This is a genomic window from Magnetospirillum sp. 15-1, assembly GCF_900184795.1.
GTDB lineage: Bacteria > Pseudomonadota > Alphaproteobacteria > Rhodospirillales > Magnetospirillaceae > Phaeospirillum.
This window is the reverse complement of record NZ_FXXN01000016.1, coordinates 112,079-133,109: the sequence shown is the minus strand read 5'-3', so window position 1 is coordinate 133,109 and position 21,031 is coordinate 112,079. Positions and strand designations below refer to the sequence as shown.

Here is a 21,031-nt window from a genome sequence, read left to right as displayed (position 1 = left end):
TCGCCGCTACCATGCCGCCCAGCGAGTTTTGGTGCGAAGGACGGAGCAATGCGTACTTTGATTGGACGTTTGGCGTTGGCGGCCCTGTTGGTGACGGGCGGCATCGGTGCCGCCCTGGCCCATGGCGACGTCACCCCGCAGGCGGTCAAGACCGACGGCCTGAAGAAACTGGGCGACAAGTGGCAGCAGGAAAATCCCTATCGCGGCAACAAGCGCGCCATCGAGATCGGTGATTCGGCCTTCAACCAGAATTGCGCCCGCTGCCACGGCCTGGGCGCCATCTCGGGCGGCATCGCCCCGGACCTGCGCTACCTGCCCGAGGGGCTGGAGGGCGACGAGTGGTTCCTGGAGCGCATCCGCCACGGCGCGGTGCGCGACGGCCGCGTCTACATGCCCAAGTTCGAAGGCATCCTGAGCCAGGAGGCCATGTGGGCCATCCGCGCCTGGCTGGAAACCGTGCGGGAGCAATAGGACGGTGGCCCGCCTCCTCACCCTGGTCGCCCTGCTGCTGGCGGCGGTGTCGTTCCCCGGGAACGGCATCGCCCGGACGGACGGGCTGGACGACATCAAGGCCAGGGGCGAGCTGGTGGTGGCGGTCTACCGCGACTTCCCGCCCTTCTCGTCGAAAAAGGACGGCGAGGTGGTGGGCATCGACGTGGATATCGCCAAGGCCCTGGCCAAGCGCCTGGGCCTCAAGCCCTCCATCATGGAACTGACGGCGGGCGAAAGCGTCGACGACGACCTGCGCAACGCGGTGTGGAAAGGCCATTACCTGGAACGCCGGGTGGCCGACGCCATGCTGCACGTGCCCACCGACCGGGTGTTCATGCTGCGCAACGCCAACGTGGTGATCTTTTCCCCCTATTTCCGGGAAAGGGTGGTGGTGGCCCGCCAGCCGGAACGGGTGATCAAGGACGACGACATCACCATCTTCGAGAAGGAGAAGGTCGGCGTCGAACTGGCGACCCTGGCCGATGTCTACCTCACCGCCCAACTGGCCCCCAATCATACGGCCAACGTGGTGCATTACCCCACCGTCGCCAAGGCGGTGGACGCGCTCAGGGCGGGCGAGGTGGCGGCGGTGATGGGCAACGAGACGGAAATCCTGGCGGCGCTGGGCTCCGATCTGAAGCGCTTCCCCACCGCCCCCATGCCCGCCGCCGGCCTGACCAAGACGTGGTGGGAGCTGGGCCTGGCGGTCAAGGACAGCAACCGCCAGCTCTCCCACGTGCTGGAGGACGCCATGGCCGCCCTGCTCAAGGACGGTACCGTGGCGGCCATCTTCAAGCGCCACGGCGTGGCCCACCGGCCGCCGGAGGAGTGACATGCGGCGCCTTCTCCTCGCCCTGCTGATCCTGCTGCCGGCCGCCGCCGGCCGGGCCGAGGAAATGGCCGATCCGCTGGACTCGCCGCTGTGGCCCGAGATGCGCGCCCAGGTGCTGGGCACCGCGCCCTACGTCTTCGACGCCCGGGTGGAGGTCAGCGCCCCGGCCTCGGCCGAGAATTCCGCCCAATTGCCGGTAGCCGTGCGGGTCCACGGGCTTGCGGTGCGCGAGATCGTGCTGTTCGCCGACTACAACCCCATCCCCAGGATTCTGGCATTGCGGCCGCTGGAGGCGGAGCCCTACGTCGCCACCCGCTTCAAGATCAACATGGCGAGTCCGGTCCGCGCCGCCGCCCTGGCCGAGGACGGTCTCTGGCATGTGGGCGGGGTGTGGGTGGACGCGGCGGGCGGCGGCTGCACGCTGCCCTCGGCGGCCTCGGCCGATGCCGCCTGGCAAAGCCGCCTGGGCGAGACGGCGTCCCGCTCCTGGCCCAAGGGCAAGACCAGCCGGGTACGGCTGCAGATGATCCATCCCATGGATACCGGGCTGGCGGCGGGCATCCCCGCCTTCTACCTGGAAACCTCATGGATCAAGGCCGCCGACGGCAAGGTGCTGGCCGAGTTGGACACCTTCGAGCCGGTATCCGAGAACCCCATCCTCACCCTGGAGGTCAGGGGGCGGGCCGGTGCCGAAGGCTTCCGCTTCGAGGGCCGCGACAACAACGGCAACCAGTTCCAGAGCCGCATCCGCGAGGGAGGGCCGGGATGAAGCGCCTCGCTTTGGCCGCCCTGCTGCTGCTCTGCGCCGCCACGACCGGCGCCACCGAGCGGCGCTATGGCCTGAGCCCCGAGAAGGTGGCGCCCGATACCTATGTCTTCGTCGGCCGCGCCGAGAATTTCTCGTCGGCCAACGGCGGCAATATCGTCAATACCGGCTTCATCGTCACCAAGACCGGCGTGGTGGTGATCGACACCGGTCCGTCGCTGCTTTACGGCCGCGAGATGCGCGACGCCATCGCCAGGGTGACGCCGCTGCCGGTGATCCGGGTGATCAACACTCATCTGCATCCCGACCACATCTTCGGCAACCAAGCCTTCGCCGACGTGGGCATCGAGGCCCTGCCCGCCACCATCCGGGGCGAGGAGACTCAGGCCAAGGCCTTCGCCGACAACATGTACCGCATGGTCGGCCCGTGGATGCAGGGCACCGAGCCCCTTCTCCCCGCCCGCCCCATTCCCCGCGCCGTGCAGACCGTCGGCGGCCACCGGCTGGAGATGATCGCCGTATCGGGCCACACCGATGCCGACCTGATGGTGCTGGACCACGCCACCGGCGTGCTGTTCGCCTCGGACATGGCCTTCCTCGACCGGGCGCCGACCACGCCCCACGCCGACGTGGCGGCCTGGGTGGCGGCGCTGGACGAGATGGCCAAGCTGCCCTTTCGCATACTGATTCCCGGCCACGGCCGCCCCGACAAGGAGGGCCGCGCCATCCGCCAGACCCGCGACTGGCTGGTCTGGCTGGACGCGACGTTGGACACCGCCGCCGCCGACGGGCTGGAGATGACCGAGGTGATGGCACGGCCCATCCCGGACCGCTTCGCCGGTATCGCCCTGGCGCGCGAGGAGTTCGTCCGGTCCGTCTCCCACCTTTATCCGCGCCTGGAACAGGCAAGCCTCAGGAGGGCCGAGCAATGATGCGCATTCTGGTGCTGGGCGCCGGCGCCGGCGGCGGCTATCCCCAATGGAACTGCGGCTGCCGTCTGTGCCGGCGGGCGCGGGGCGGCGACGAGGCGGCACCGGCACGCACCCAGTCCTCGCTGGCGGTCAGCGCCGATGGCGGCAAAAGCTGGGTGCTGCTCAACGCCTCGCCCGATCTCGCCGCCCAGATCAAGGCCAATTGCGCCCTGCATCCGCCGGAAGGCCGGCGCGGCTCGCCCATCGCGGCGGCGGTGCTGACCAATGCCGACGTGGACCATGTGGCCGGGCTGCTGACGCTGCGCGAGGGCCACCGCTTCGCCATCCACGCCACCGGCCGGGTGCTGGGCGTGCTGAAGGCCAACGCCATCTTCAACGTGGTCAATCCCGCCCTGGCGCCGCGCGTGCCCCTGTCCCTCGGCACCGAGACCGCCATTCAGGACGGCGACGGCCGCCCCACCGGCCTTTATGTCACCGCCTTTGCCGTGCCGGGCAAGATCGCCCTGTGGCTGGAAGACCCCTCCCTGCCCGATTTCGGCAGCGTGCCCGAGGACACGGTGGGCCTGCACGTGCGCAACGGAACGGGCAAGGGCTTCTTCTACATCCCCGGCTGCGCCTCGCTGCCGCCCGAACTGGCCCGGCGCCTGTCGGGCGCGGACCTGGTGGTGTTCGACGGCACCACCTGGACCGACGACGAGATGATCCGGGCGGGCTTTTCCGACAAGACGGCGTCGCGCATGGGCCACATGGCCATGAGCGGCGCCCTCGGCACCATGGCGGCCTTCGCGCCTTTGGGCGTGAAGCGGCGGGTGTTCGTCCACATCAACAACACCAACCCGGTTCTCGTCGCCGACACGCCCGAACGGCGTCAGGCCGAGGCGGAAGGTTGGGAAATCGGCTTCGACGGAATGGAGATGAGCCTATGACCTCCCAAACGACCCCCATGTCCCCGGACGACCTGGAGCACCACCTGCGCGGCATGGGCGCCGAGCGCTACCACAACCTGCACCCCTTCCATCAGATGCTGCACGGCGGCAAGGCGACACCGGGGCAGGTCCGGGCCTGGGCGCTGAACCGCTACTACTATCAGGCCATCATCCCCATCAAGGATTCGGTGATCCTGTCGCGCATCACCGACCCTGACATCCGCCGGGTCTGGCGCCAGCGCGTGGTCGACCACGACGGCGAGGCCCCCGGTGAGGGAGGCATCGCCCGCTGGCTGAACCTGTGCGAGCAGTTGGGCCTGGACCGCGACTACGTGAAGTCCACCGAGGGGTTGCTGCCCGCCACCCGCTATGCCTGCGACGCCTATGTGAACTATGTGCGCGACAACTCGGTGCTGGCAGCCATCGCCTCGTCGCTGACCGAGCTGTTCGCCCCCGACATCCACAAGGAGCGCATCGCCGGCTTCCTGCAGCACTACGACTTCGCCAACGACGTCTCGCTGGCCTATTTCAGAAAGCGCCTGGACGAGGCGCCGCGCGACGTGCGCTTCGGCCTGGCCTGGGTCAAGGAGAACGCCAAGACCGTCGACCAGCAGAAACAGGTGATCCACGCTTTGTCCTTCAAGCTGGACATGCTGTGGGCCCAGTTGGACGCGCTGCACCACGCCTATGTGACGCCCGGCATGATTCCGCCCGGCGCCTACAGCCCCGAGTAAAAGGCGACGGAAATGCATTGGACCTTTTGGCAATTGCACCATCGTCGCCGTCAAATAGTATTCACGTACCATACGGCAAGTTCTAGGCACCAAAATAAAGGCGCCAGCTTGAATTCGTTGTCTCGACAAATATTCGCAAGCCCATTATTTGGGCTGATCGGGGAGGACTCGACATTATGAGCTTCAAACGACATCTTGCCGGCGCCATCAGTGCCGTTGCGCTCCTGGCCGCCGCCGGAGCCATGGCCAAGCCGGTCACCGACGCCGACATCGCCAACGACCCCAACAACACCTCCGAGGTGTTGACCTACGGCATCGGCACCCAGGGCCAGCGCTTCAGCAAGCTGGACATGCTGAACCCCGACACGGTGTCCAAGCTGGTGCCGGTGTGGGCCTATTCCTTCGGCGGCGAGAAGATGCGCGGCCAGGAGAGCCAGCCGCTGATCCAGGACGGCACCATCTACGTCACCGGCTCGTATTCGCGCCTGTTCGCCCTGGACGCCCATACCGGCAAGCAGAAGTGGACCTACGAGGCCCGCCTGCCCGACGGCATCATGCCGTGCTGCGACGTAATCAACCGCGGCGCCGCGCTGTATGACGAACTGGTGATCTTCGGCACCCTGGACGCCAAGCTGGTCGCCCTGAACAAGGAAACCGGCAAGGTCGTCTGGAAGAAGGACCTGGAGGACTACAAGGCGGGCTATTCGTTCTCGGCCGCGCCCATGATCGTCAAGGGCAAGGTTATCACCGGCGTGTCGGGCGGCGAGTTCGGCATCGTCGGCAAGGTCGAGGCCCGTGACCCCAAGACCGGCGAGCTGATCTGGTCGCGTCCCACCGTCGAGGGCCACATGGGCACGCTCAACGGCAAGGACAACGGCATCACCGGCACCACCAACGCCACATGGCCGGGCGACATGTGGAAGTCGGGCGGCGCCGCCACCTGGCTGGGCGGCACCTACGACCCCGAAACCAACCTGATCTTCTACGGCACCGGCAACCCGGCGCCGTGGAACAGCCATACGCGGCCCGGCGACAACCTGTACAGCGCCTCGACCCTGGCCATCGACCCCGATACCGGCAAGATCGTCTGGCACTACCAGACCACGCCCCACGACGGCTGGGACTTCGACGGCGTCAACGAGTTCGTCTCGTTCGACCTGCAAAAGGACGGCAAGACCATCAAGGCCGGCGCCAAGGCCGACCGCAACGGCTACTTCTTCGTGCTGGACCGCACCAACGGCAAGTTCATCAGCGCCACGCCGTTCGTGACCAAGACCTCGTGGGCCACCGGCTTCGATTCCGCCGGCAAGCCCAAGACCGTGCCCGAGAACCGTCCGGGCGCCCCGGTCGGCGAGGGCAAGGGCAAGGTGGTGTTCTCGGCGCCGTCGTTCCTGGGCGGCAAGAACTGGATGCCCATGGCCTACAACCCGGACACCAAGCTGTTCTACGTCCCGGCCAACGAGTGGGGCATGGACATCTGGAACGAGCCGGTCACCTACAAGAAGGGCGCCGCCTATCTGGGCGCCGGCTTCACCATCAAGCCGCTCTACGAAGACTATATCGGCGCGCTGCGCGCCATCGATCCCGCCACCGGCAAGATCGTCTGGGAATACAAGAACCCGGCGCCGCTGTGGGGCGGCGTGCTGACCACCAAGGGCAACCTGGTGTTCACCGGCACCCCCGAGGGCTTCCTCAAGGCCTTCGACGCCAAGACCGGCAAGGAGCTGTGGAAGTTCCAGACCGGCTCGGGCGTGGTGGGCGTGCCCGTCACCTGGGAGATGGACGGCGAGCAGTACGTGGCCGTGGCCTCGGGCTGGGGCGGCGCCGTGCCGCTGTGGGGCGGCGAAGTCGCCAAGAAGATCAAGGACATCCCCCAGGGCGGCATGCTCTGGGTGTTCAAGCTGCCCAAGTCCTGAAGATCCCGTCCGCAAGGGGCGGTCCGCTCAGGCGGGCCGCCCTGGCGGACGAGATCGGGCTTCTTTCCGTATTGACGGCATCCCTGTCCTTTGGAGGCTCAAATGGAGTCGAACTATGACGATGCGAATTTCCGAAGCGGGAATGCCGGTGTTATGATCCTCCCGTCGACTGGGGTCGGGCCTTTACCCGACCCCCATTTCTCCGGAGGCCTTGCCGTGCGGGTCCTGATCGCCGACGACCATCCGCTGTTCCGCGACGCGCTGCGCCACGTGGTCGGCCAGTCCTTCGACACCGCCGACTGCCTGGAGGCCTGCGACTTCAACCAGATCGGCACCGTGCTCGCCGACGACGAGCCCATGGACCTGATCCTGCTCGACCTCAACATGCCGGGCATGGACGGCTTCACCGGGCTGTTGCGCCTGCGCGAAGACCTGCCCGACACCCCCATCATCGTCGTCTCGGCCAGCGAGGACGTGGACATCATCGAGCAGGCCCTGGCCTGCGGCGCAGCCGGCTTCATCCCCAAATCCTCGCCCAAGGAACGCATGTGCGAGGCGGTGGGCCTGGTGATGAACGGCGAAATCTTCCGCCCCGAGGAAATTCTCGGCACCAAGACCAAGGTCATCGATCCCCTGCTGGAGGAAAAGCTGGGATCGCTGACCCACCGCCAGCGCATGGTGCTGCAATTGCTGGCGCGCGGAAAATCCAACAAGCAGATCGCCTACGAACTGGACGTCACCAACACCACGGTGAAGGCCCACATGACCGCCATTCTGCGCAAGCTGAAGGTCACCAGCCGCACCCAGGCGGTGATCGTGGCGCGCCAGATCGGTCGCTTCTGAGTACACACTCATTCAGCCTTGGTCATGCCCGTGCCTGTCATGGGCATCCACGCCACACCGCTGGACCGGTTGCGCTAAATAGCATCCGCGCGAAACCACGTGGATCACCGGGACAAGCCCGGTGACGGCGGCGGAGAGGGGAATCAGTCAGACCGCCAGGACGCCCGGCTTTTGCCGTGGCGTCCTTTTGATTCTCTGATAATAGTATAGAATAAATAATTGAACCTTTGTCGTACGACAAAATCACAAAACACCAAAATTGCGCATAGCGCAATATATTGCCTTTTTGTATTACGACCATTACCTATCTTATTCATATCCTTAACATGACATAGCATCGCCCCGATTTTGCCACTCGCCAGTGAGCGATATAGGGGGTTTGCCATGCGCAGAATTTCTTTGTTCTTAACGACGGCGCTGTGTTCGATTGGGGCGGTCTCTGCGCTTTCCCCTTCGGCGCGGGCCGAAATCGTCCTGATGGGCAACGATCCGGCCGGCTGGGTGTTCTCGGTCGACGGCTTCCTGAACGTCTTCGTGACCAACTCGACCAGTGATTCCGGGCCGTCCAAGGCCAACCGGACCTATCGCAACGTCGCCTATTCCATCGGCTCGGGCTCGACCAATTCCGGCAACGGCATGCACGTGATCTCGGGCTTCGTCCCCGAGACCTTCGGCTTCAACGTCAAGTCGCCCGACCTGGACGGCAACAAGCTGACCGCGCGCCTGTCGCTGCAGACCAGCGTCAACAACCCGGCCAGCCACAACTGGGACGGCGACGGCGCCTCGGGCGGAAATATCGGCCTGATCCGCGAGGCCTTCGCCACCTATGGCGGCTCATGGGGTGAGATTCAGGGCGGTAAGTCCCTGGGCATCTTCGGCGGCCAAGCCATCATGAACGACATGTACATCTTCGGCGTCGGCGCCGGCCTCAACTCCAAGGGCCAGGGCTATAACGCGCTGAACACCACGGTGGGCGGCATCGGCTACGGCTACACCTATGCCGGCTGGAACGGCAACGTCCGCTATACCACCCCGGCCTTCGCCGGCGGCTTCAAGGCCACCGCCGGCATCTTCGAGCCCAATACCGTCGGCTCGGACGCCTCCAACGCCGTATCGGGCACCAAGACCACCGTGCCGCGCTTCGAAGGCGGCCTGAACTGGGCCGGCAAGGTGGGCAGCGCCCCCACCGCGCTCTATGCCAACGCCACCTGGCAGCAGGCCGGCCTGACTGGTACGCCGACCCTGATCACCGGCCAGACCTATGCCGGCAACACCAAGAACGTCAGCATCTACGGCGGCGAAATCGGCGGCAAGGTGTCCATCGGCAGCGTCGATCTGGTGGCCCACGGCTATTACGGCGAGGGTATGGGCCTGTCGGGCGCCCAGTTGTCGTTCGACAGCATCGACGCCAAGGGCGAGGCCAAGACGGGCTACGGCTTCTATGCCCAGGCCGGCTACAATTTCGGCCAGGGCACCACTCTGTCCGCCCGCTACGGCGCCTCCTACGTGGACCAGACCGCCTACGAGAAGGCCGAGGGCCTGACCAGCGCCAGCACCGTCACCTACACCATGACCAGCAAGGACATGGCCGGCGTCCAGTTGCGCCACGAGATCAACAAGTGGGTCCGCGTGGTCGGCGAATACAACTACCTGACCAACAACTGGTCCGACGGCGCCAGCCAGAAGGAACAGATCGGCGCGGTCGGCGTCGTGGTCACCTACTAAGCATCCCTACCCGAACAGGAGGTCCGCATGTCCCGGAACCGTCGTAGCCCAATCTATGCCTTGGTTCTGGGATGTGCGGTGCTCGCGGGGTCCCCGCCACCGCCCGCCTTCGCGGCGGAAACGACGGGGACCACCCTGTGGGAAGCCCGCTGGCAGCACGTCCGCCTGGTGCCGCGCGACGGCGGCGGCGCCAGCAACCACCCCATCACCCTGGCCAAGGCGGATATCCGCAACGGTCTGGCGCAACTGCGCCTCGATACCGGCGACGGCGAGCCGGTGGAACTGCTCACCGCCGACGAGCGGGCCTTCGTGGCCGAGCAACTGTCCAAGGCCCTGACCAAGGCCGGACCCGACCAGGACGTCAGCGTCGCCACCATCGGCATGCGCAAGACCATCCTGGGCCTCAACGAGCCCCGGCTGACCACCCTGCGCGCCTTCGTGGGCGCCGACGGCCTCAACCTCATCCTGGGCGAGGCATTGGCCGAGCCGCCCAACGACACCGGCACCTACCAGAAGGTCGACCCCCGGCTGGTGACCATCGCCGAGGGTCGCCGCTCCGCCCCGGCCAAGGCCGATTCCCGCTGGAAGATCCTGGCGGCGGCCAATTCCGGCATCACGCTTCGCCGCTCCGATTGGGCCGCCATCCCCGCCGCCGCCATGACGGTGCCCGAGCCCGGCTCGGAAGCCGCCCAGAAGCAGGCCCAAAGCCAGATGGAGGACATGCAGCGCCAGATGCAGCAGATGCAGCAGCAGATGAAGGCCGCGCCCCCCGCCCCCGCCGCTCCCGCCGCCGCGCCTGTGGCGCAATCACCCATGGCGCCCACGGTGGAGGACCGGCTGCGGACCTTGGACCAGCTCAAGGCCAAGGGGCTGCTCAGCCCGAAGGAATATGCCTTAAAGCGTAAGCAAATCATCGATTCCTTCTAATAAATCAATGCGTTGTACCTAGGTCGAATTGTCCGTCCCCGCCCCCTTGCCCAAGATCGGTTCATCTTGATGGAGGGACGAATGAGCAAGAGGGCGATCCTGGTATGCGGCACGGCGCTTTGGGTTCTGGCCCCGGGCGCCGCCGGAGCGGAAGAAGCGGTCAAGATCCCCCAGGTGGATGTCATCGGCATCACCCCGGTTCCCGGCATCGGCATCAACCGCGACCAGATGCCCAGCAACGTCCAGGGGCTGGACAGCGCCACCCTCGACCGGGGCAACGGCGCCACGGTTTCCGACCTGCTGGAGCGCCACCTGGGGGCGGTCTCGCTGTCCGATACCGGCGGCAATTCCTTTCAGCCCAGCCTGTCGTTCAGAGGCTTCAACGCCTCGCCGGTGATGGGCGAGCCCCAGGGACTGGCGGTCTATCAGAACGGCATGCGGGTCAACGAGAGCTTCGGTGACCTGGTCAACTGGGAGATGATCCCGTCCTTCGCCGTCAACCGCGCCGACATCCTGCCCGGCGCCAATCCGGTCTTCGGCCTGAACGCCTTGGGGGGCGCCATGGTCATGGACATGAAGACCGGCTTTTCCTACCAGGGGGCGGAGGTCATGGGAGCCGGCGGCTCGTTCGGGCGGCGCAAGGCGGTGGCCCAGTACGGCGGCAAGGTGGGCAATCTCGGCTTCTACGGCGGCGTCGGGCACGGCGGCGAGGACGGCTGGCGCCAGCAATCCCCCTCCCTGGTCACCCAGGTGTTCGGCGACCTGGAATACCGGGGCGAGCGCGGCGGCGGCGGCCTCAGCGTCGGCTTCGGCGATTCCGAACTGACCGGCAACGGCCCCAGCCCGGTGGAGTTGCTGCACAACAGCCGCAGCGCCATCTTCACCTCGCCCGACCGCTCGCTCAACCGCCAGATCAGCGTCTCGGGGCGCGGCAACCTGGACCTCTCCGACAGCCTGTCGGTCCAGGGCACCGCCTATTACCGCAACATCACCCACCGCACCGTCAACGGCGACGCCAACAGCCTGGGGCCGTGCTCCTTCGACGCCACCACCCTGTGCTCGGACCCCGACGAGGCCGACGAGACGCAGCTGACCGACGTCAACGGCAATACGGTGCCGGCCAGTGCCGGCGGCAGCGGCATCATCAACCGCACCGAGACCAACACCACCTCGCTGGGCGCCAGCCTGCAACTGGCCCTGGACAAGCCGCTGTGGGGCAAGCGCAACACCCTGGTGGCCGGCCTGTCCGAGGACGAAGGCCACACCCGCTATCACAGCGAAAGCGAAGTGGGCAGCCTGCAGGGCGACCGCAGCGTCAGCGGCGGCGGGGTGATCCTCGGCACCTCCACCTACTGGACGGAACTGAGCAGCGTCAACCGGACCGTCGGCGTCTATTTCAGCGATTCCCTGTCGCTGACCGACCGCCTGACCCTGACCATGTCGGGACGCTACAATGCCGCCGAGGTGGTGCTGAAGGACCGCTTCGGAACCGACCTCAACGGGCGGCACATGTACGAGCGCTTCAACCCGGCGGCCGGGCTGGCCTACCAGTTGATGCCGGAGTTGACCGCCTTCGCCGGCTATGGCGAGGCCAACCGTGCGCCGACCGCCGCCGAGCTGTCCTGCGCCGACGCCTCCAAGCCCTGCCGCTTCCCCAACGCCTTCCTCTCCGACCCGCCGTTGAAGCAGGTGGTGTCGCGCTCGGTGGAGATGGGCCTGCGCGGTACCGGTCAGGCCGCCGACAAGACCTGGTCGCACAACTGGTCCCTGGCCGCGTTCGGCACCCAGAACCAGGACGACATCGTTTTCGTCTCCTCGGGCCAGGGCACCGGCACCGGCTATTTCCGCAACGCCGGCCGCACGCTCCGGGTCGGACTGGAAGCCGCCGATCGCGGCCGCATCGGCCCGGCCGGCTGGTTCGTCAACTACGCCGTGGTGCGCGCCACCTTCGACAACGACGTCAGCCTGCACAGCCCCAACAATCCCGGCGCCGATGCCAACGGCGACATCTTCGTCCGCCAGGGCTCGCCCATGGCCGGCGTTCCCCTGCACAGCCTGAAGCTGGGCGGCAGCTACGAGTTGACCGACGACTGGCAGGTGGAGATGGATGCCGCCTTCTATTCCTCGCGCCGCCTGCGCGGCGACGATGCCGGGCTGGGGCGGCGCCTGGGCGGCTACGAGGTGGTCAACGCCGAGACCGAGTACAAGCTGGCCGGCTTCGCCTCGGCCTTCCTCAGGGTCGACAACGTCCTGGACCGCCGCTACGAGAGCTTCGGCCTCTACGGCAGCCCCACCAGCGTCTTCGCGTCCTTCTCGGACAACCAGTTCCGCACGCCGGGTCAGCCCCGCGCCTTCTGGGCGGGGCTGCGGGCGAAGTTCTGACCGGCGCGTGATGCGGGCGGTTCCGCCCGCATCATTCTCTCATATCAACCGAACGGCCCCACCGGTGGCGGCCCCTGGCGGTCCAGTTCCGCCATCTCCTGGTCGGTGAATACCCGCGAGCGGGTATGGAACGCCTTGCCTTCCGGCCCTTCCAGCGAGAACGTCCCGCCATGGCCGTCGATAACGTCGATGATCAACTGGGTGTGCTTCCAATACTCGAACTGGGCCTTGCCCATGTAGAAGGGGCAGCCGCCGATCTCGCCCAGGAAGACGTCGCCGGCTCCCAGCGTCAGTTCGCCGGGCAGGAAGCAATTGGCGGCGCTGTTGTCGCAGCAGCCGCCCGACTGGTGAAAGAACAGGGCTCCATACCGGGTCCTGAGGCGCTCGATCAGCTCCAGGGTGGCGGGGGTGGCGATGACGCGGTCGACCATGGCTCTCTCCAAGAAAAAGGGGGGCTCTCTCCAACAAAAAAGGACGCGCCCGGGGAAGATCGGGCGCGTCCAGGCATGGAAGGATGGGAAGGCCCGATCAGAAGAAACCGAGCTTGCTCTCGCTGTAGCTGACCAGCAGGTTCTTGGTCTGCTGGTAGTGGTCGAGCATGACCTTGTGAGTCTCGCGGCCGATGCCCGATTCCTTGTAGCCGCCGAACGCCGCGTGGGCGGGATAGGCGTGGTAGCAATTGGTCCACACGCGACCGGCCTTGATGGCCCGGCCCATGCGGTAGGCGACGTTGCCGTTGCGGCTCCACACGCCGGCGCCCAGGCCGTAGAGGGTGTCGTTGGCCAACTCCAGGGCGTGGGCTTCGTCCTTGAAGGTGGTGACCGCCAGGACGGGCCCGAAGATCTCTTCTTGGAAGATGCGCATCTTGTTATGGCCCTTGAACAGGGTCGGCTGGATGTAATAGCCGCCGTTCAGCTCGCCGCCCAGATGGGCGCGCTCGCCGCCGATCAGCAACTGGGCGCCTTCCTGCTTGCCCAGGTCCAGGTAGGACATGATCTTGGTCATCTGCTCCTGGGAGGCCTGGGCGCCGATCATGGTCTCGGTGTCCAGCGGGCTGCCCTGCTTGATGGCGGCGACGCGGCCGAGGACGCGGTCCATGAACTTGTCGTAGATGGATTCATGGATGAGGGCGCGGGACGGGCAGGTGCAGACCTCGCCCTGGTTGAAGGCGAACAGCACCAGGCCTTCGATGGCCTTGTCGAAGAAGCTGTCGTCGGCCTGGGCCACGTCGGCGAAGAAGATGTTGGGCGACTTGCCGCCCAATTCCAGGGTCGCCGGGATCAGGTTGTTGGCCGCCGCCTGGGCGATCACCCGGCCGGTGGAGGTCGAACCGGTGAAGGCGATCTTGGCGATGCGCTTGCTCGACGCCAGCGGCATGCCGGCCTCGCGGCCATAGCCGTTGACGATGTTCAGCACGCCGGGCGGCAGCAGGTCGGCGATCAGTTCGGCCAGGATCAGGATGCTGATGGGGGTGGATTCGGCGGGCTTCAGCACCACGCAATTGCCGGCACCCAGGGCGGGGGCCAGCTTCCAGGCGGCCATCAGAATGGGGAAGTTCCAGGGAATGATCTGGCCGACCACGCCCAGCGGCTCGTGGAAGTGATAGGCGACGGTATTCTCGTCGATATCGCTCATGCCGCCTTCCTGGGCGCGCAGGCAGCCGGCGAAGTAGCGGAAGTGATCCACCGACAGCGGAATGTCGGCGGCCAGGGTCTCGCGGATCGGCTTGCCGTTATCCACCGTCTCGGCATAGGCCAGCAGTTCCAGATTGGCTTCCAGCCGGTCGGCGATCTTCAGCAGGATGTTGGCGCGCTCGGCCGGCGCGGTCTTGCCCCAGGCATCGGCGGCGGCATGGGCGGCGTCCAGGGCCAGTTCCACATCCTCGGCGCCCGAGCGGGCGGCCTTGGTGTAGGGCTTGCCGCTGATGGGGGTGATGACGTCGAAGTACTCGCCCTTGAGCGGCGCAACCCACTTGCCGCCGATGAAATTGTCATACCGGGCCTTGTATTGAACCTTGGCATCCGGAGTGTTGGGAGAGGCGTACAGCATGGTGGCTCCTTCGTGGACCGTGCAATGGCAACGGTTCAGGAATAGCGCGAGCGCCACGGCCTTTCCATGCGACCTTGGTCGAATTTTCCGCGTCGACGAGGGGAACCCACTGGGAAAAAAGGATTTTTCACCACCGCTTCCGTCATGTGGCACCCTCGGGTTTCCGCCCAGTCACGAAGCCGGGAATCTCCGATGCCGGCATGGGCCGGGCGTGGAAGAAGCCTTGCACGCCCTCGCAGCCCAGGACGCGGAGAAAGTCCATGTGAGCCTCGGTCTCCACCCCCTCGGCCACCACGCTGAGGCGCAGCCGGTGGGCCATGGCAATGATCGCCTCGGCGATGGCCATGTCGTTGAGGTCCTCGGGGATGCCCTGGATGAAGGCGCGGTCGATCTTGAGGCGCTGGATCGGCAGGCTTTTCAGCGAACTGAGGCAGGAATAGCCGGTGCCGAAATCATCGATGGCCAGGGTGACCCCCAGCCGCTTCAGGGCGTGCAGGGTGGCGATGCACTCGTCCTCGTTCTGCAGCATGCTTTCGGTGATCTCGATTTCCAGGCTGTCGGGAGAGATGCCGGTATTGGCCAGGGCGCCCTCCACCGCCCGCAGCAGGCGGCCGTTGCGCATCTGCTGGGCCGAGGCGTTGACCGCCACGCGGATGGGCGGCAGCCCCAAATCCTGCCAGGCGCGGATCTGACGGCAGGCCTCCGCCACCACCCAGTCGCCGATATCGATGATGAAGCCGCCCCGCTCGGCCGCCGGGATGATTTCCGCCGGGCCGAGCAGTCCCCGGCCGGGATGCCGCCAGCGGATCAGGGCCTCGACGCCCTCCACCCGGCCGGTCTCCAGCGCGATCTGGGGCTGGTAGAACAGGACCAGTTCGTTCTCGGCCAGGGCGCGGCGCACATCCTTGTCCGATGACGCCGCCAGGATCACCCGCTCGGTCATTTCCCGGGTGTAGAAGGCGTAACCGTTCCGCCCGGTCTCCTTGGCGGCGTACATGGCGGTGTCGGCCGCCTGGATCAGGCTTTCCCGCGTTTGGCCGTCATCGGGGAACAGGCTGATGCCGATGCTGGCCGAGGTGGCCAACTCGCGGCCGTTGACCATGATGGGCAGGGTCACCGCCGCGCGGATCTTCATGGCGACGGCGGCGATGTCGTCGGGGCTTTCCGCCTGTTCCAGGATCACCATGAACTCGTCGCCGCCCAGCCGCGCCACGGTGTCCTCGGCCCGCACCGCGCCGCGCATGCGCTGCGCCACGGTCTTCAGCACCGTGTCGCCGACGCTGTGCCCCAGGGTGTCGTTGATGCGCTTGAAGTAATCCAGGTCGACGAACAGCACCGCCAGGGTCCGCCGGTCGCGGCGGCAGCGCTCCATGGCATGATCCAGCCGGTCGGCGGCCAGCAGCCGGTTGGGCAGGTCGGTGAGCGGGTCGTAATGGGCCAGATGCTGGAGGCGTTCCTCGGCGGCGCGGATGGCCGTCAGGTCGGTGAAGGCCGCCACGTAATGCACCACGCTGTCGCGCTCGCTGCGCACGGCGGCGATGTTCATCAGCAGCGGCAGGGCCTCGCCGTCGCGGTGCCGCGCCTCGATCTCGCCCCGCCAGCGTCCGCCCTCGCTCAGCGCCTCCATGATCTGCCCGTGCAGTTCGGGCGACTGCGCCCCGTCTTCCAGCATGTGCGGGCGGCGGCCCAGCAACTCGGCCTCATCGTAGCCGGTGATGGCGCAGTAGCCGGGATTGACGGTAACCACCCGCAGCAGGGGATCGAGGATCAGCAGGCCATCGCGGGTCGCCTCGAACACGGTCAGCGCCTGACGCTGGCGATCCTCGGCGGCCTTGTGGTCGCTGACGTCCTGCAGCACGCCGATGATGCGCTGCGGGCGCTCGGCCCGGGGCGGGATGGATTTGCCCTGGGCGCGCAGCCAGCGCACGCTGCCGTCCGAGCGGATGCCGCGGAACTCCACCTGCAAGGGGGCGCTTTCGCTCAGCAGGCGCTCGTAGGCCCGGGCCAGGACCACGCGGTCGTCCTCGACCACATGCTCGAGAAAATGATCCAGGCTGCCGACGAACCCTTGCCCGACATAGCCGAACACCCGTTCGATGTGGCCGGCGCGGACGATGCGGCGGGAATGGGCGTCCACCTCCCAGGCTCCCATGCCGGCGGCGTCGAGCGCCAGGGTCAGGTGCTCCTCGCTGTCGCGCAACGCCTCCTCCACGTTGCGGCGCTCGAGCGCCATCTGGATGGTGGCGTGCAGCTCGCGCTCGGAGAACGGCTTGAGCAGGAAACCGAACGGCTTGGTGGCCCGCGCCCGCACCAGGATGGCCTCCTCGGAATAGGCGGTCAGGTAGATGACCGGGATGCGCAGATCGGCCGGCAACCGCGCCACCGTCTCGATACCGTCCAGATCACCCTCGATATGGATGTCCATCAGGATCACGTCGGGCTTCAGGTTTTGAATCTGCCGCAGGACCTGCTCGCCGGACGAAGCGATGAACACCACGTCGTAGCCCAGCTTCAGCAGTTGGTGCCGCAGGTGCAGGGCGACGATCCGCTCGTCCTCGACCACCATGATCTGTATCGCGGGCATGGGGAGGGTCCTTCCGTCACCGTTGGATGGGAAAGCGCAGCCGGAAGCGGGTCGGGGACGCCCGTTCGATACGGATGCTTCCCCCCACCTGATCGGCCAGCAGACAGACCAGTTGCAGGCCCAGCGTGGTGGCATTCTCCAGTTCCAGGTCGGACGGCAGGCCGATGCCGTCGTCGGACACGCTGAGATCCACCTGATTATCCTCTGTACCGGCCAGACTCACCCAGATGCCGCCGCTCCGCCCGTCGGGAAAGGCGTGCTTGAACACGTTGGTCACCAGTTCGTTGACGATCAGGCCGCAGGGTATGGCGGTGCTGAGCGGCAGTTGCACGTCCTTGACCTCGAGGGACAGGGTGATGCGGTTGGAATCCAGCCCGTACGAGGCCACCAGGGTCGGGATCAGCGAGTCCAGGAAGGCGGCGAAATCCACCCGGGCGAAGTCCTTGGACTGGTACAGGGTCTGGTGGATCAGCACCATGGAGCGGATACGGCTCTGACTGTCGCGCAGCATGCCGGCGACCACGGGATCGTCCAGCTTGGACAATTGCAGGTCGAGAAGGCTGTCGACGATCTGCAGGTTGTTCTTGACCCGATGGTGGATCTCGCCCAGCAGAATTTCCTTTTCCCGCAGGGCCGCCCGAATCTTCTCCTCCTTCTGCTTGCGGTCGGAAATATCGACGATGGCCGACAGCACCATGGGGCCGTCCTCGGTGTCGATGGGATTGAGGCCGATCTCCACCGGGAATTCGCTGCCATCCTTGCGCCTCGCGTTGAGGTCACGCCCCGCCCCCATGGGCCGCGAGCGGGGATCGACGTTGAAGGTGGCGCGCAAATCGGGATGGGCGTGGCGGAAGCGGTCGGGGACCAGGATTTCCACCGACTGGCCCAGCATCTCCTCGCGGGCATAGCCGAACACCCGCTCCGCCTGGGCGTTGACCATCTCGATGACCCCGGCGGCATTGACCATCACCATGGCGTTGGGCGCCGCCTCCACCACCCGGCGAAAGCGCTCCTCGCTCTTACGCAAGGCCGTGTCGGCCGACATGTCTCGGTTTTCCGACACTCCACGGACCCTTCACATCTGCGCCCATTCCCAATGGGAAAGATGGTCACGGCGGCAATCGGCCACAATGGGGTCCAACCCTTAGGACAGGATCGTCTCCGGAGCCGGGAAACAGGGAGCGCCGGTCAGGGCAGAATGGAATGCGGCAATCCCCGCACCGCCTGATCCCGGGCCATCATGACGAAGGCCCGCATGGTCCGCCGCGAGGCCCGGTCGTCCCCGGCCACCATGACGCGGATCGCCTCGGCCTGCCCGCCGCAGCCAAGGGCCTGCCACTCGTCCGCCGCCTTGCCCATCAGCCGCCAGTAGGGCAGCAGCCGGCAGCGGATGGTCGTGCCCGCCTCCGACAGCAGCCGGTTGCCGCAGATGGCGAACAGGGTGGAAAACAGATCGTTCTCGCCGCCGGTGCCGGCCGGTACGGCGGCGTGCGGCCAGTCCCGCTCGGCCAGCGTCAGGCGCAGAGCCTCGGCGCGCGACGCGGCAAGACCGGCGCAGGCGGCGGATATCTCCGCCAGGCCCTCGAATAATTCGAGCATCATGGCGCGTTCCAGCCGCACCACGTTGCCACCGCGATTCTTCTCGAATTGGGCCAGACCCAAGGCGCCCAGATGCCGGAACGCCTCGCGCACCGGCGTGCGGGAACATCCCAGCCGCAAGGCGATCTTCACCTCGCACAGCTTCTCTCCCGGCAACAGGCGGCCGGCGACGATGTCGTCGATAAGCTGCTGGCGGACCCATTCCGCCGCCGACAATTCCGTAGGGTCGTTGGGCCTGCGCACCCGGGTCATGCCATTCGCGCCTAATCCAATCCTTCAGTCCGAGCATCTCAGCACGTTTTACGCGTTATTTAGTATAGATAAGCGCAACGCAACGGATGCATGCATATAGATTGCATGCTGAGATTGTATACAGCAAGCACTTTGCGCGTTATGAAGAAAGCGTCCCGCCCCCGACGGGTCATGACCCGTCGGGGGCGGGAAAATTCGCGCCCAAAGCACCGTGATTCCCGGCGATGGGCGGGTCAGGTTGACGTGAAGGCCGTCTCGGCGCGCAATGCTTCGGCGACACGGGCGATGGGCACTTCCCATCCCGACTGGGACCTGCGACGGAACAGGCGGAAGGCGGGATACCATTCGGAGGTGTCGCCCTCCATGCGCCAGCGGAAGTCGGGCACGGCCGGCAGCAACAGCCATACCGGCTTGCCCATGGCGCCGGCCAGATGCACCACGGCGGTATCCACCGAGATGATCAGGTCCAGGTCCCGCAACATGGCGGCGGTGTCGCAGAAATCGGCGCAGAGGTCGGCAGCCTCCAACAGCTTGTCGATGGGCGGCCGCCCCAGCCTGGGCATCACCGCGCCGCGCTGCAGGGAATAGAAGGCGACGCCGGGCACGTCGAGAATGGGATCGAGCATGCGGGCGGGAATCGAACGGTTCCAGTCGTCGCCGTGGGTGGGGCGTCCGGCCCAGGCGAGGCCGACCTTGAGGGTTCCCGCGGGGGCGTCGGGCAGACGCACCTGGACGCCCGCGGGCACCGAAAGGTAGGGCGGCGGAGCCGGCGCGGGAAGGTCGGCCAGCAAGCCCGGCAGCGACAGCAGCGTCAGGGCCTTGTCGAAGGGCGGCAGCGGACCGGCCTCCCCCACCACCTGATCCAGACCGGGAGCGGTCTCCATCAGGCGGACCAGTTCGGGCTGGCTGGCCAGCACCACCCGGGTGACGCCGCGCGCCTTGAGCAGCGGGACATAGCGGACGAATTGCAGCGTATCGCCATAGCCCTGTTCCGCCTGCAGCAGCAGCGTGCCGCCGGCGGGCAGGTCGGGCGGCAACGCCTCGCCCTTCCAGACGCGATCGGTCAGGTAGGCCGGCAGGTTCGGATGATCGCGCCAGCGCCACTCGTATTCCCGCCACCCCTCCTCCATCCGGCCGGACAGCAGAAGGTTGAGGGCCAGATTGGTGTGGAACTTGGCGCCGTCGGGATTGATCTGGATGGCGCGGCGATAGGCGGCATCGGCCTCGTCCAACCGCCCCTGGCGATGCAGGGAATTGCCCAGATTGCTCCAGGTCTCGCCTCCCTTGGCACCCAGGGCCAAGGCCCGGCGATGGCAGACCTCGGCCTCCTCGGCCCGCGCGGTGCCCAGCAGGGAATTGCCCAGATTGTCCTGGATGGCCGGAGAATCGGGCCGGATCAGCGAGGCCGAGCGGATCATGGCCACCGCCTCCTCGCGCCGCTCCAGGCGCTCCAGCGCCACTCCCATGTTGTTCAGCATGTCGGCGGGGCTGGGATCGGTCGCGGCCGCCGTGGCGGCGCGATAGACGCCGAGAGCGTCCTCGTATTGCTTGCACGCCATCATCGCCCCGGCCAGGGCGTTCAGGGGGCGGGGGTCGCGCGGCATCAGGCCGCAGGCCCGGCGAAGCGCATCCAGCCCCGCCTGGGGCTGCCCGGGCGCCAGGGACAGCACCTCGCCCAGATACATCCAGGCCAAACCCAGATTGGGGTTGAGCTGGACCGCCCGCTCCAGGCTGGCCCGTGCCTCCGCCACCCTTTGGGTCCGGGCCACCACCAGGCCGAGGGCGGCATGGGCCTCGGCCAGACCCGGCGCCAGTTCCACCGCCCGCTCGGCGGCGGCGGCGGCACCGTCCAGGGCGCCCAGGCGCACCCGCGTCACCGCAAGGCGCGACAGGACTTCCGGATCACCGGGCAGCCGCTCGGCCAGATAAGCAAGAAATCGCTCGTCTTCCATATCCAAGCCAGCCATTTCATCCACCCGAAATTAGAACCTGGGGGCACTTAACCTGATTCACAAAATAGATAATTCAGTGTATATCAGAGCCGTACATTGGGGGCTAGCCGCGTGCAGACG

At 66.7% G+C, this 21,031-nt stretch carries 17 protein-coding genes; 11 read left to right on the top strand and 6 right to left on the bottom strand.

Translation table 11 applies throughout. The features are described from left to right. Positions 1 to 48 precede the first annotated feature (48 nt). The 11 genes from pedF to CP958_RS03440 all read left to right on the top strand — a co-directional run bounded on the left by pedF (position 49) and on the right by CP958_RS03440 (position 12,475). A complete protein-coding gene (pedF, locus tag CP958_RS03490) occupies positions 49 to 471 on the top strand; it encodes a cytochrome c-550 PedF (RefSeq protein ID WP_096700613.1) in 423 nt (140 codons plus the stop codon). 4 nt (positions 472 to 475) lie between these two features. Further along, entirely contained in the window at positions 476 to 1,324 is an 849-nt protein-coding gene (locus CP958_RS03485) for a transporter substrate-binding domain-containing protein (protein WP_096700612.1), read from the top strand. 1 nt (position 1,325) lies between these two features. After that, positions 1,326 to 2,093 carry a quinoprotein dehydrogenase-associated SoxYZ-like carrier gene (locus CP958_RS03480; RefSeq protein WP_096700611.1) on the top strand — a complete coding sequence of 256 codons (768 nt, stop codon included), beginning with the start codon at positions 1,326 to 1,328 and terminating at the stop codon, positions 2,091 to 2,093. Next, positions 2,090 to 3,022, top strand: coding sequence for a quinoprotein relay system zinc metallohydrolase 1 (locus CP958_RS03475; RefSeq protein WP_096700610.1), 933 nt, complete (start codon positions 2,090 to 2,092; stop codon positions 3,020 to 3,022). The genes CP958_RS03480 and CP958_RS03475 overlap by 4 nt, the downstream gene beginning before the upstream one ends. After that, positions 3,019 to 3,948, top strand: a complete 930-nt coding sequence (gene pqqB, locus CP958_RS03470) for a pyrroloquinoline quinone biosynthesis protein PqqB (protein ID WP_096700609.1) — start codon at positions 3,019 to 3,021, stop codon at positions 3,946 to 3,948. Before CP958_RS03475 ends, pqqB begins: the two co-directional genes overlap by 4 nt. Then, on the top strand, positions 3,945 to 4,682 hold the full coding sequence (pqqC, locus tag CP958_RS03465; RefSeq protein WP_096700608.1) for a pyrroloquinoline-quinone synthase PqqC: 738 nt from the start codon (positions 3,945 to 3,947) through the stop codon (positions 4,680 to 4,682). The genes pqqB and pqqC overlap by 4 nt, the downstream gene beginning before the upstream one ends. Before the next feature lie 176 nt (positions 4,683 to 4,858). After that, the gene (locus CP958_RS03460) at positions 4,859 to 6,598 is read left to right on the top strand and encodes a methanol/ethanol family PQQ-dependent dehydrogenase (protein ID WP_096700607.1); all 1,740 of its coding nucleotides are present in this window, start codon (positions 4,859 to 4,861) and stop codon (positions 6,596 to 6,598) included. A gap of 216 nt (positions 6,599 to 6,814) precedes the next feature. Continuing rightward, positions 6,815 to 7,441 (top strand): response regulator transcription factor, encoded by a 627-nt coding sequence (locus CP958_RS03455; protein WP_096700606.1) that lies wholly within the window; start codon positions 6,815 to 6,817, stop codon positions 7,439 to 7,441. Positions 7,442 to 7,918: 477 nt separating this feature from the next. Next, entirely contained in the window at positions 7,919 to 9,166 is a 1,248-nt protein-coding gene (locus CP958_RS03450; protein WP_096700605.1) for a porin, read from the top strand. 78 nt (positions 9,167 to 9,244) lie between these two features. Further along, the gene (locus CP958_RS03445) at positions 9,245 to 10,093 is read left to right on the top strand and encodes an SHOCT domain-containing protein (protein ID WP_141400401.1); all 849 of its coding nucleotides are present in this window, start codon (positions 9,245 to 9,247) and stop codon (positions 10,091 to 10,093) included. An 81-nt stretch (positions 10,094 to 10,174) separates the two neighbouring features. Further along, positions 10,175 to 12,475, top strand: a complete 2,301-nt coding sequence (locus tag CP958_RS03440) for a TonB-dependent receptor (RefSeq protein WP_170958821.1) — start codon at positions 10,175 to 10,177, stop codon at positions 12,473 to 12,475. A gap of 44 nt (positions 12,476 to 12,519) precedes the next feature. Here CP958_RS03440 and CP958_RS03435 read toward each other — a convergent pair whose 3' ends face one another. The 6 genes from CP958_RS03435 to CP958_RS03410 form a co-directional block, all read right to left on the bottom strand. Continuing rightward, positions 12,520 to 12,906, bottom strand: a complete 387-nt coding sequence (locus CP958_RS03435) for a DUF779 domain-containing protein (RefSeq protein ID WP_096700602.1) — start codon at positions 12,904 to 12,906, stop codon at positions 12,520 to 12,522. Between the two features lie 97 nt (positions 12,907 to 13,003). Beyond that, positions 13,004 to 14,524, bottom strand: coding sequence for an aldehyde dehydrogenase (gene adh / locus CP958_RS03430; protein WP_096700601.1), 1,521 nt, complete (start codon positions 14,522 to 14,524; stop codon positions 13,004 to 13,006). A gap of 142 nt (positions 14,525 to 14,666) precedes the next feature. Continuing rightward, positions 14,667 to 17,108 carry an EAL domain-containing protein gene (locus CP958_RS03425; protein ID WP_096700600.1) on the bottom strand — a complete coding sequence of 814 codons (2,442 nt, stop codon included), beginning with the start codon at positions 17,106 to 17,108 and terminating at the stop codon, positions 14,667 to 14,669. Between the two features lie 16 nt (positions 17,109 to 17,124). Continuing rightward, positions 17,125 to 18,153: a histidine kinase dimerization/phosphoacceptor domain -containing protein gene (locus tag CP958_RS03420; protein ID WP_242442722.1), complete on the bottom strand. Its 1,029-nt coding sequence runs from the start codon at positions 18,151 to 18,153 to the stop codon at positions 17,125 to 17,127. 143 nt (positions 18,154 to 18,296) lie between these two features. Beyond that, positions 18,297 to 18,959, bottom strand: a complete 663-nt coding sequence (locus tag CP958_RS03415; RefSeq protein ID WP_096700598.1) for a GntR family transcriptional regulator — start codon at positions 18,957 to 18,959, stop codon at positions 18,297 to 18,299. A gap of 233 nt (positions 18,960 to 19,192) precedes the next feature. After that, positions 19,193 to 20,926, bottom strand: coding sequence for a tetratricopeptide repeat protein (locus CP958_RS03410; protein WP_096700597.1), 1,734 nt, complete (start codon positions 20,924 to 20,926; stop codon positions 19,193 to 19,195). Positions 20,927 to 21,031: the final 105 nt, after the last annotated feature.

Excerpts from the sequence above, each read along its gene's own strand:
- pedF (WP_096700613.1), top strand. The coding sequence starts at position 49 with ATGCGTACTTTGATTGGACGTTTGGCGTTGGCGGCCCTGTTGGTGACG.
- adh (WP_096700601.1), bottom strand. The coding sequence starts at position 14,524 with ATGCTGTACGCCTCTCCCAACACTCCGGATGCCAAGGTTCAATACAAG.
- CP958_RS03460 (WP_096700607.1), top strand. The coding sequence starts at position 4,859 with ATGAGCTTCAAACGACATCTTGCCGGCGCCATCAGTGCCGTTGCGCTC.
- pqqC (WP_096700608.1), top strand. The coding sequence starts at position 3,945 with ATGACCTCCCAAACGACCCCCATGTCCCCGGACGACCTGGAGCACCAC.
- CP958_RS03475 (WP_096700610.1), top strand. The coding sequence starts at position 2,090 with ATGAAGCGCCTCGCTTTGGCCGCCCTGCTGCTGCTCTGCGCCGCCACG.
- CP958_RS03480 (WP_096700611.1), top strand. The coding sequence starts at position 1,326 with ATGCGGCGCCTTCTCCTCGCCCTGCTGATCCTGCTGCCGGCCGCCGCC.
- CP958_RS03425 (WP_096700600.1), bottom strand. The coding sequence starts at position 17,108 with ATGCCCGCGATACAGATCATGGTGGTCGAGGACGAGCGGATCGTCGCC.
- CP958_RS03420 (WP_242442722.1), bottom strand. The coding sequence starts at position 18,153 with ATGTCGGCCGACACGGCCTTGCGTAAGAGCGAGGAGCGCTTTCGCCGG.
- CP958_RS03410 (WP_096700597.1), bottom strand. The coding sequence starts at position 20,926 with ATGGCTGGCTTGGATATGGAAGACGAGCGATTTCTTGCTTATCTGGCC.
- CP958_RS03435 (WP_096700602.1), bottom strand. The coding sequence starts at position 12,906 with ATGGTCGACCGCGTCATCGCCACCCCCGCCACCCTGGAGCTGATCGAG.
- pqqB (WP_096700609.1), top strand. The coding sequence starts at position 3,019 with ATGATGCGCATTCTGGTGCTGGGCGCCGGCGCCGGCGGCGGCTATCCC.
- CP958_RS03415 (WP_096700598.1), bottom strand. The coding sequence starts at position 18,959 with ATGACCCGGGTGCGCAGGCCCAACGACCCTACGGAATTGTCGGCGGCG.
- CP958_RS03450 (WP_096700605.1), top strand. The coding sequence starts at position 7,919 with ATGGGCAACGATCCGGCCGGCTGGGTGTTCTCGGTCGACGGCTTCCTG.
- CP958_RS03440 (WP_170958821.1), top strand. The coding sequence starts at position 10,175 with ATGAGCAAGAGGGCGATCCTGGTATGCGGCACGGCGCTTTGGGTTCTG.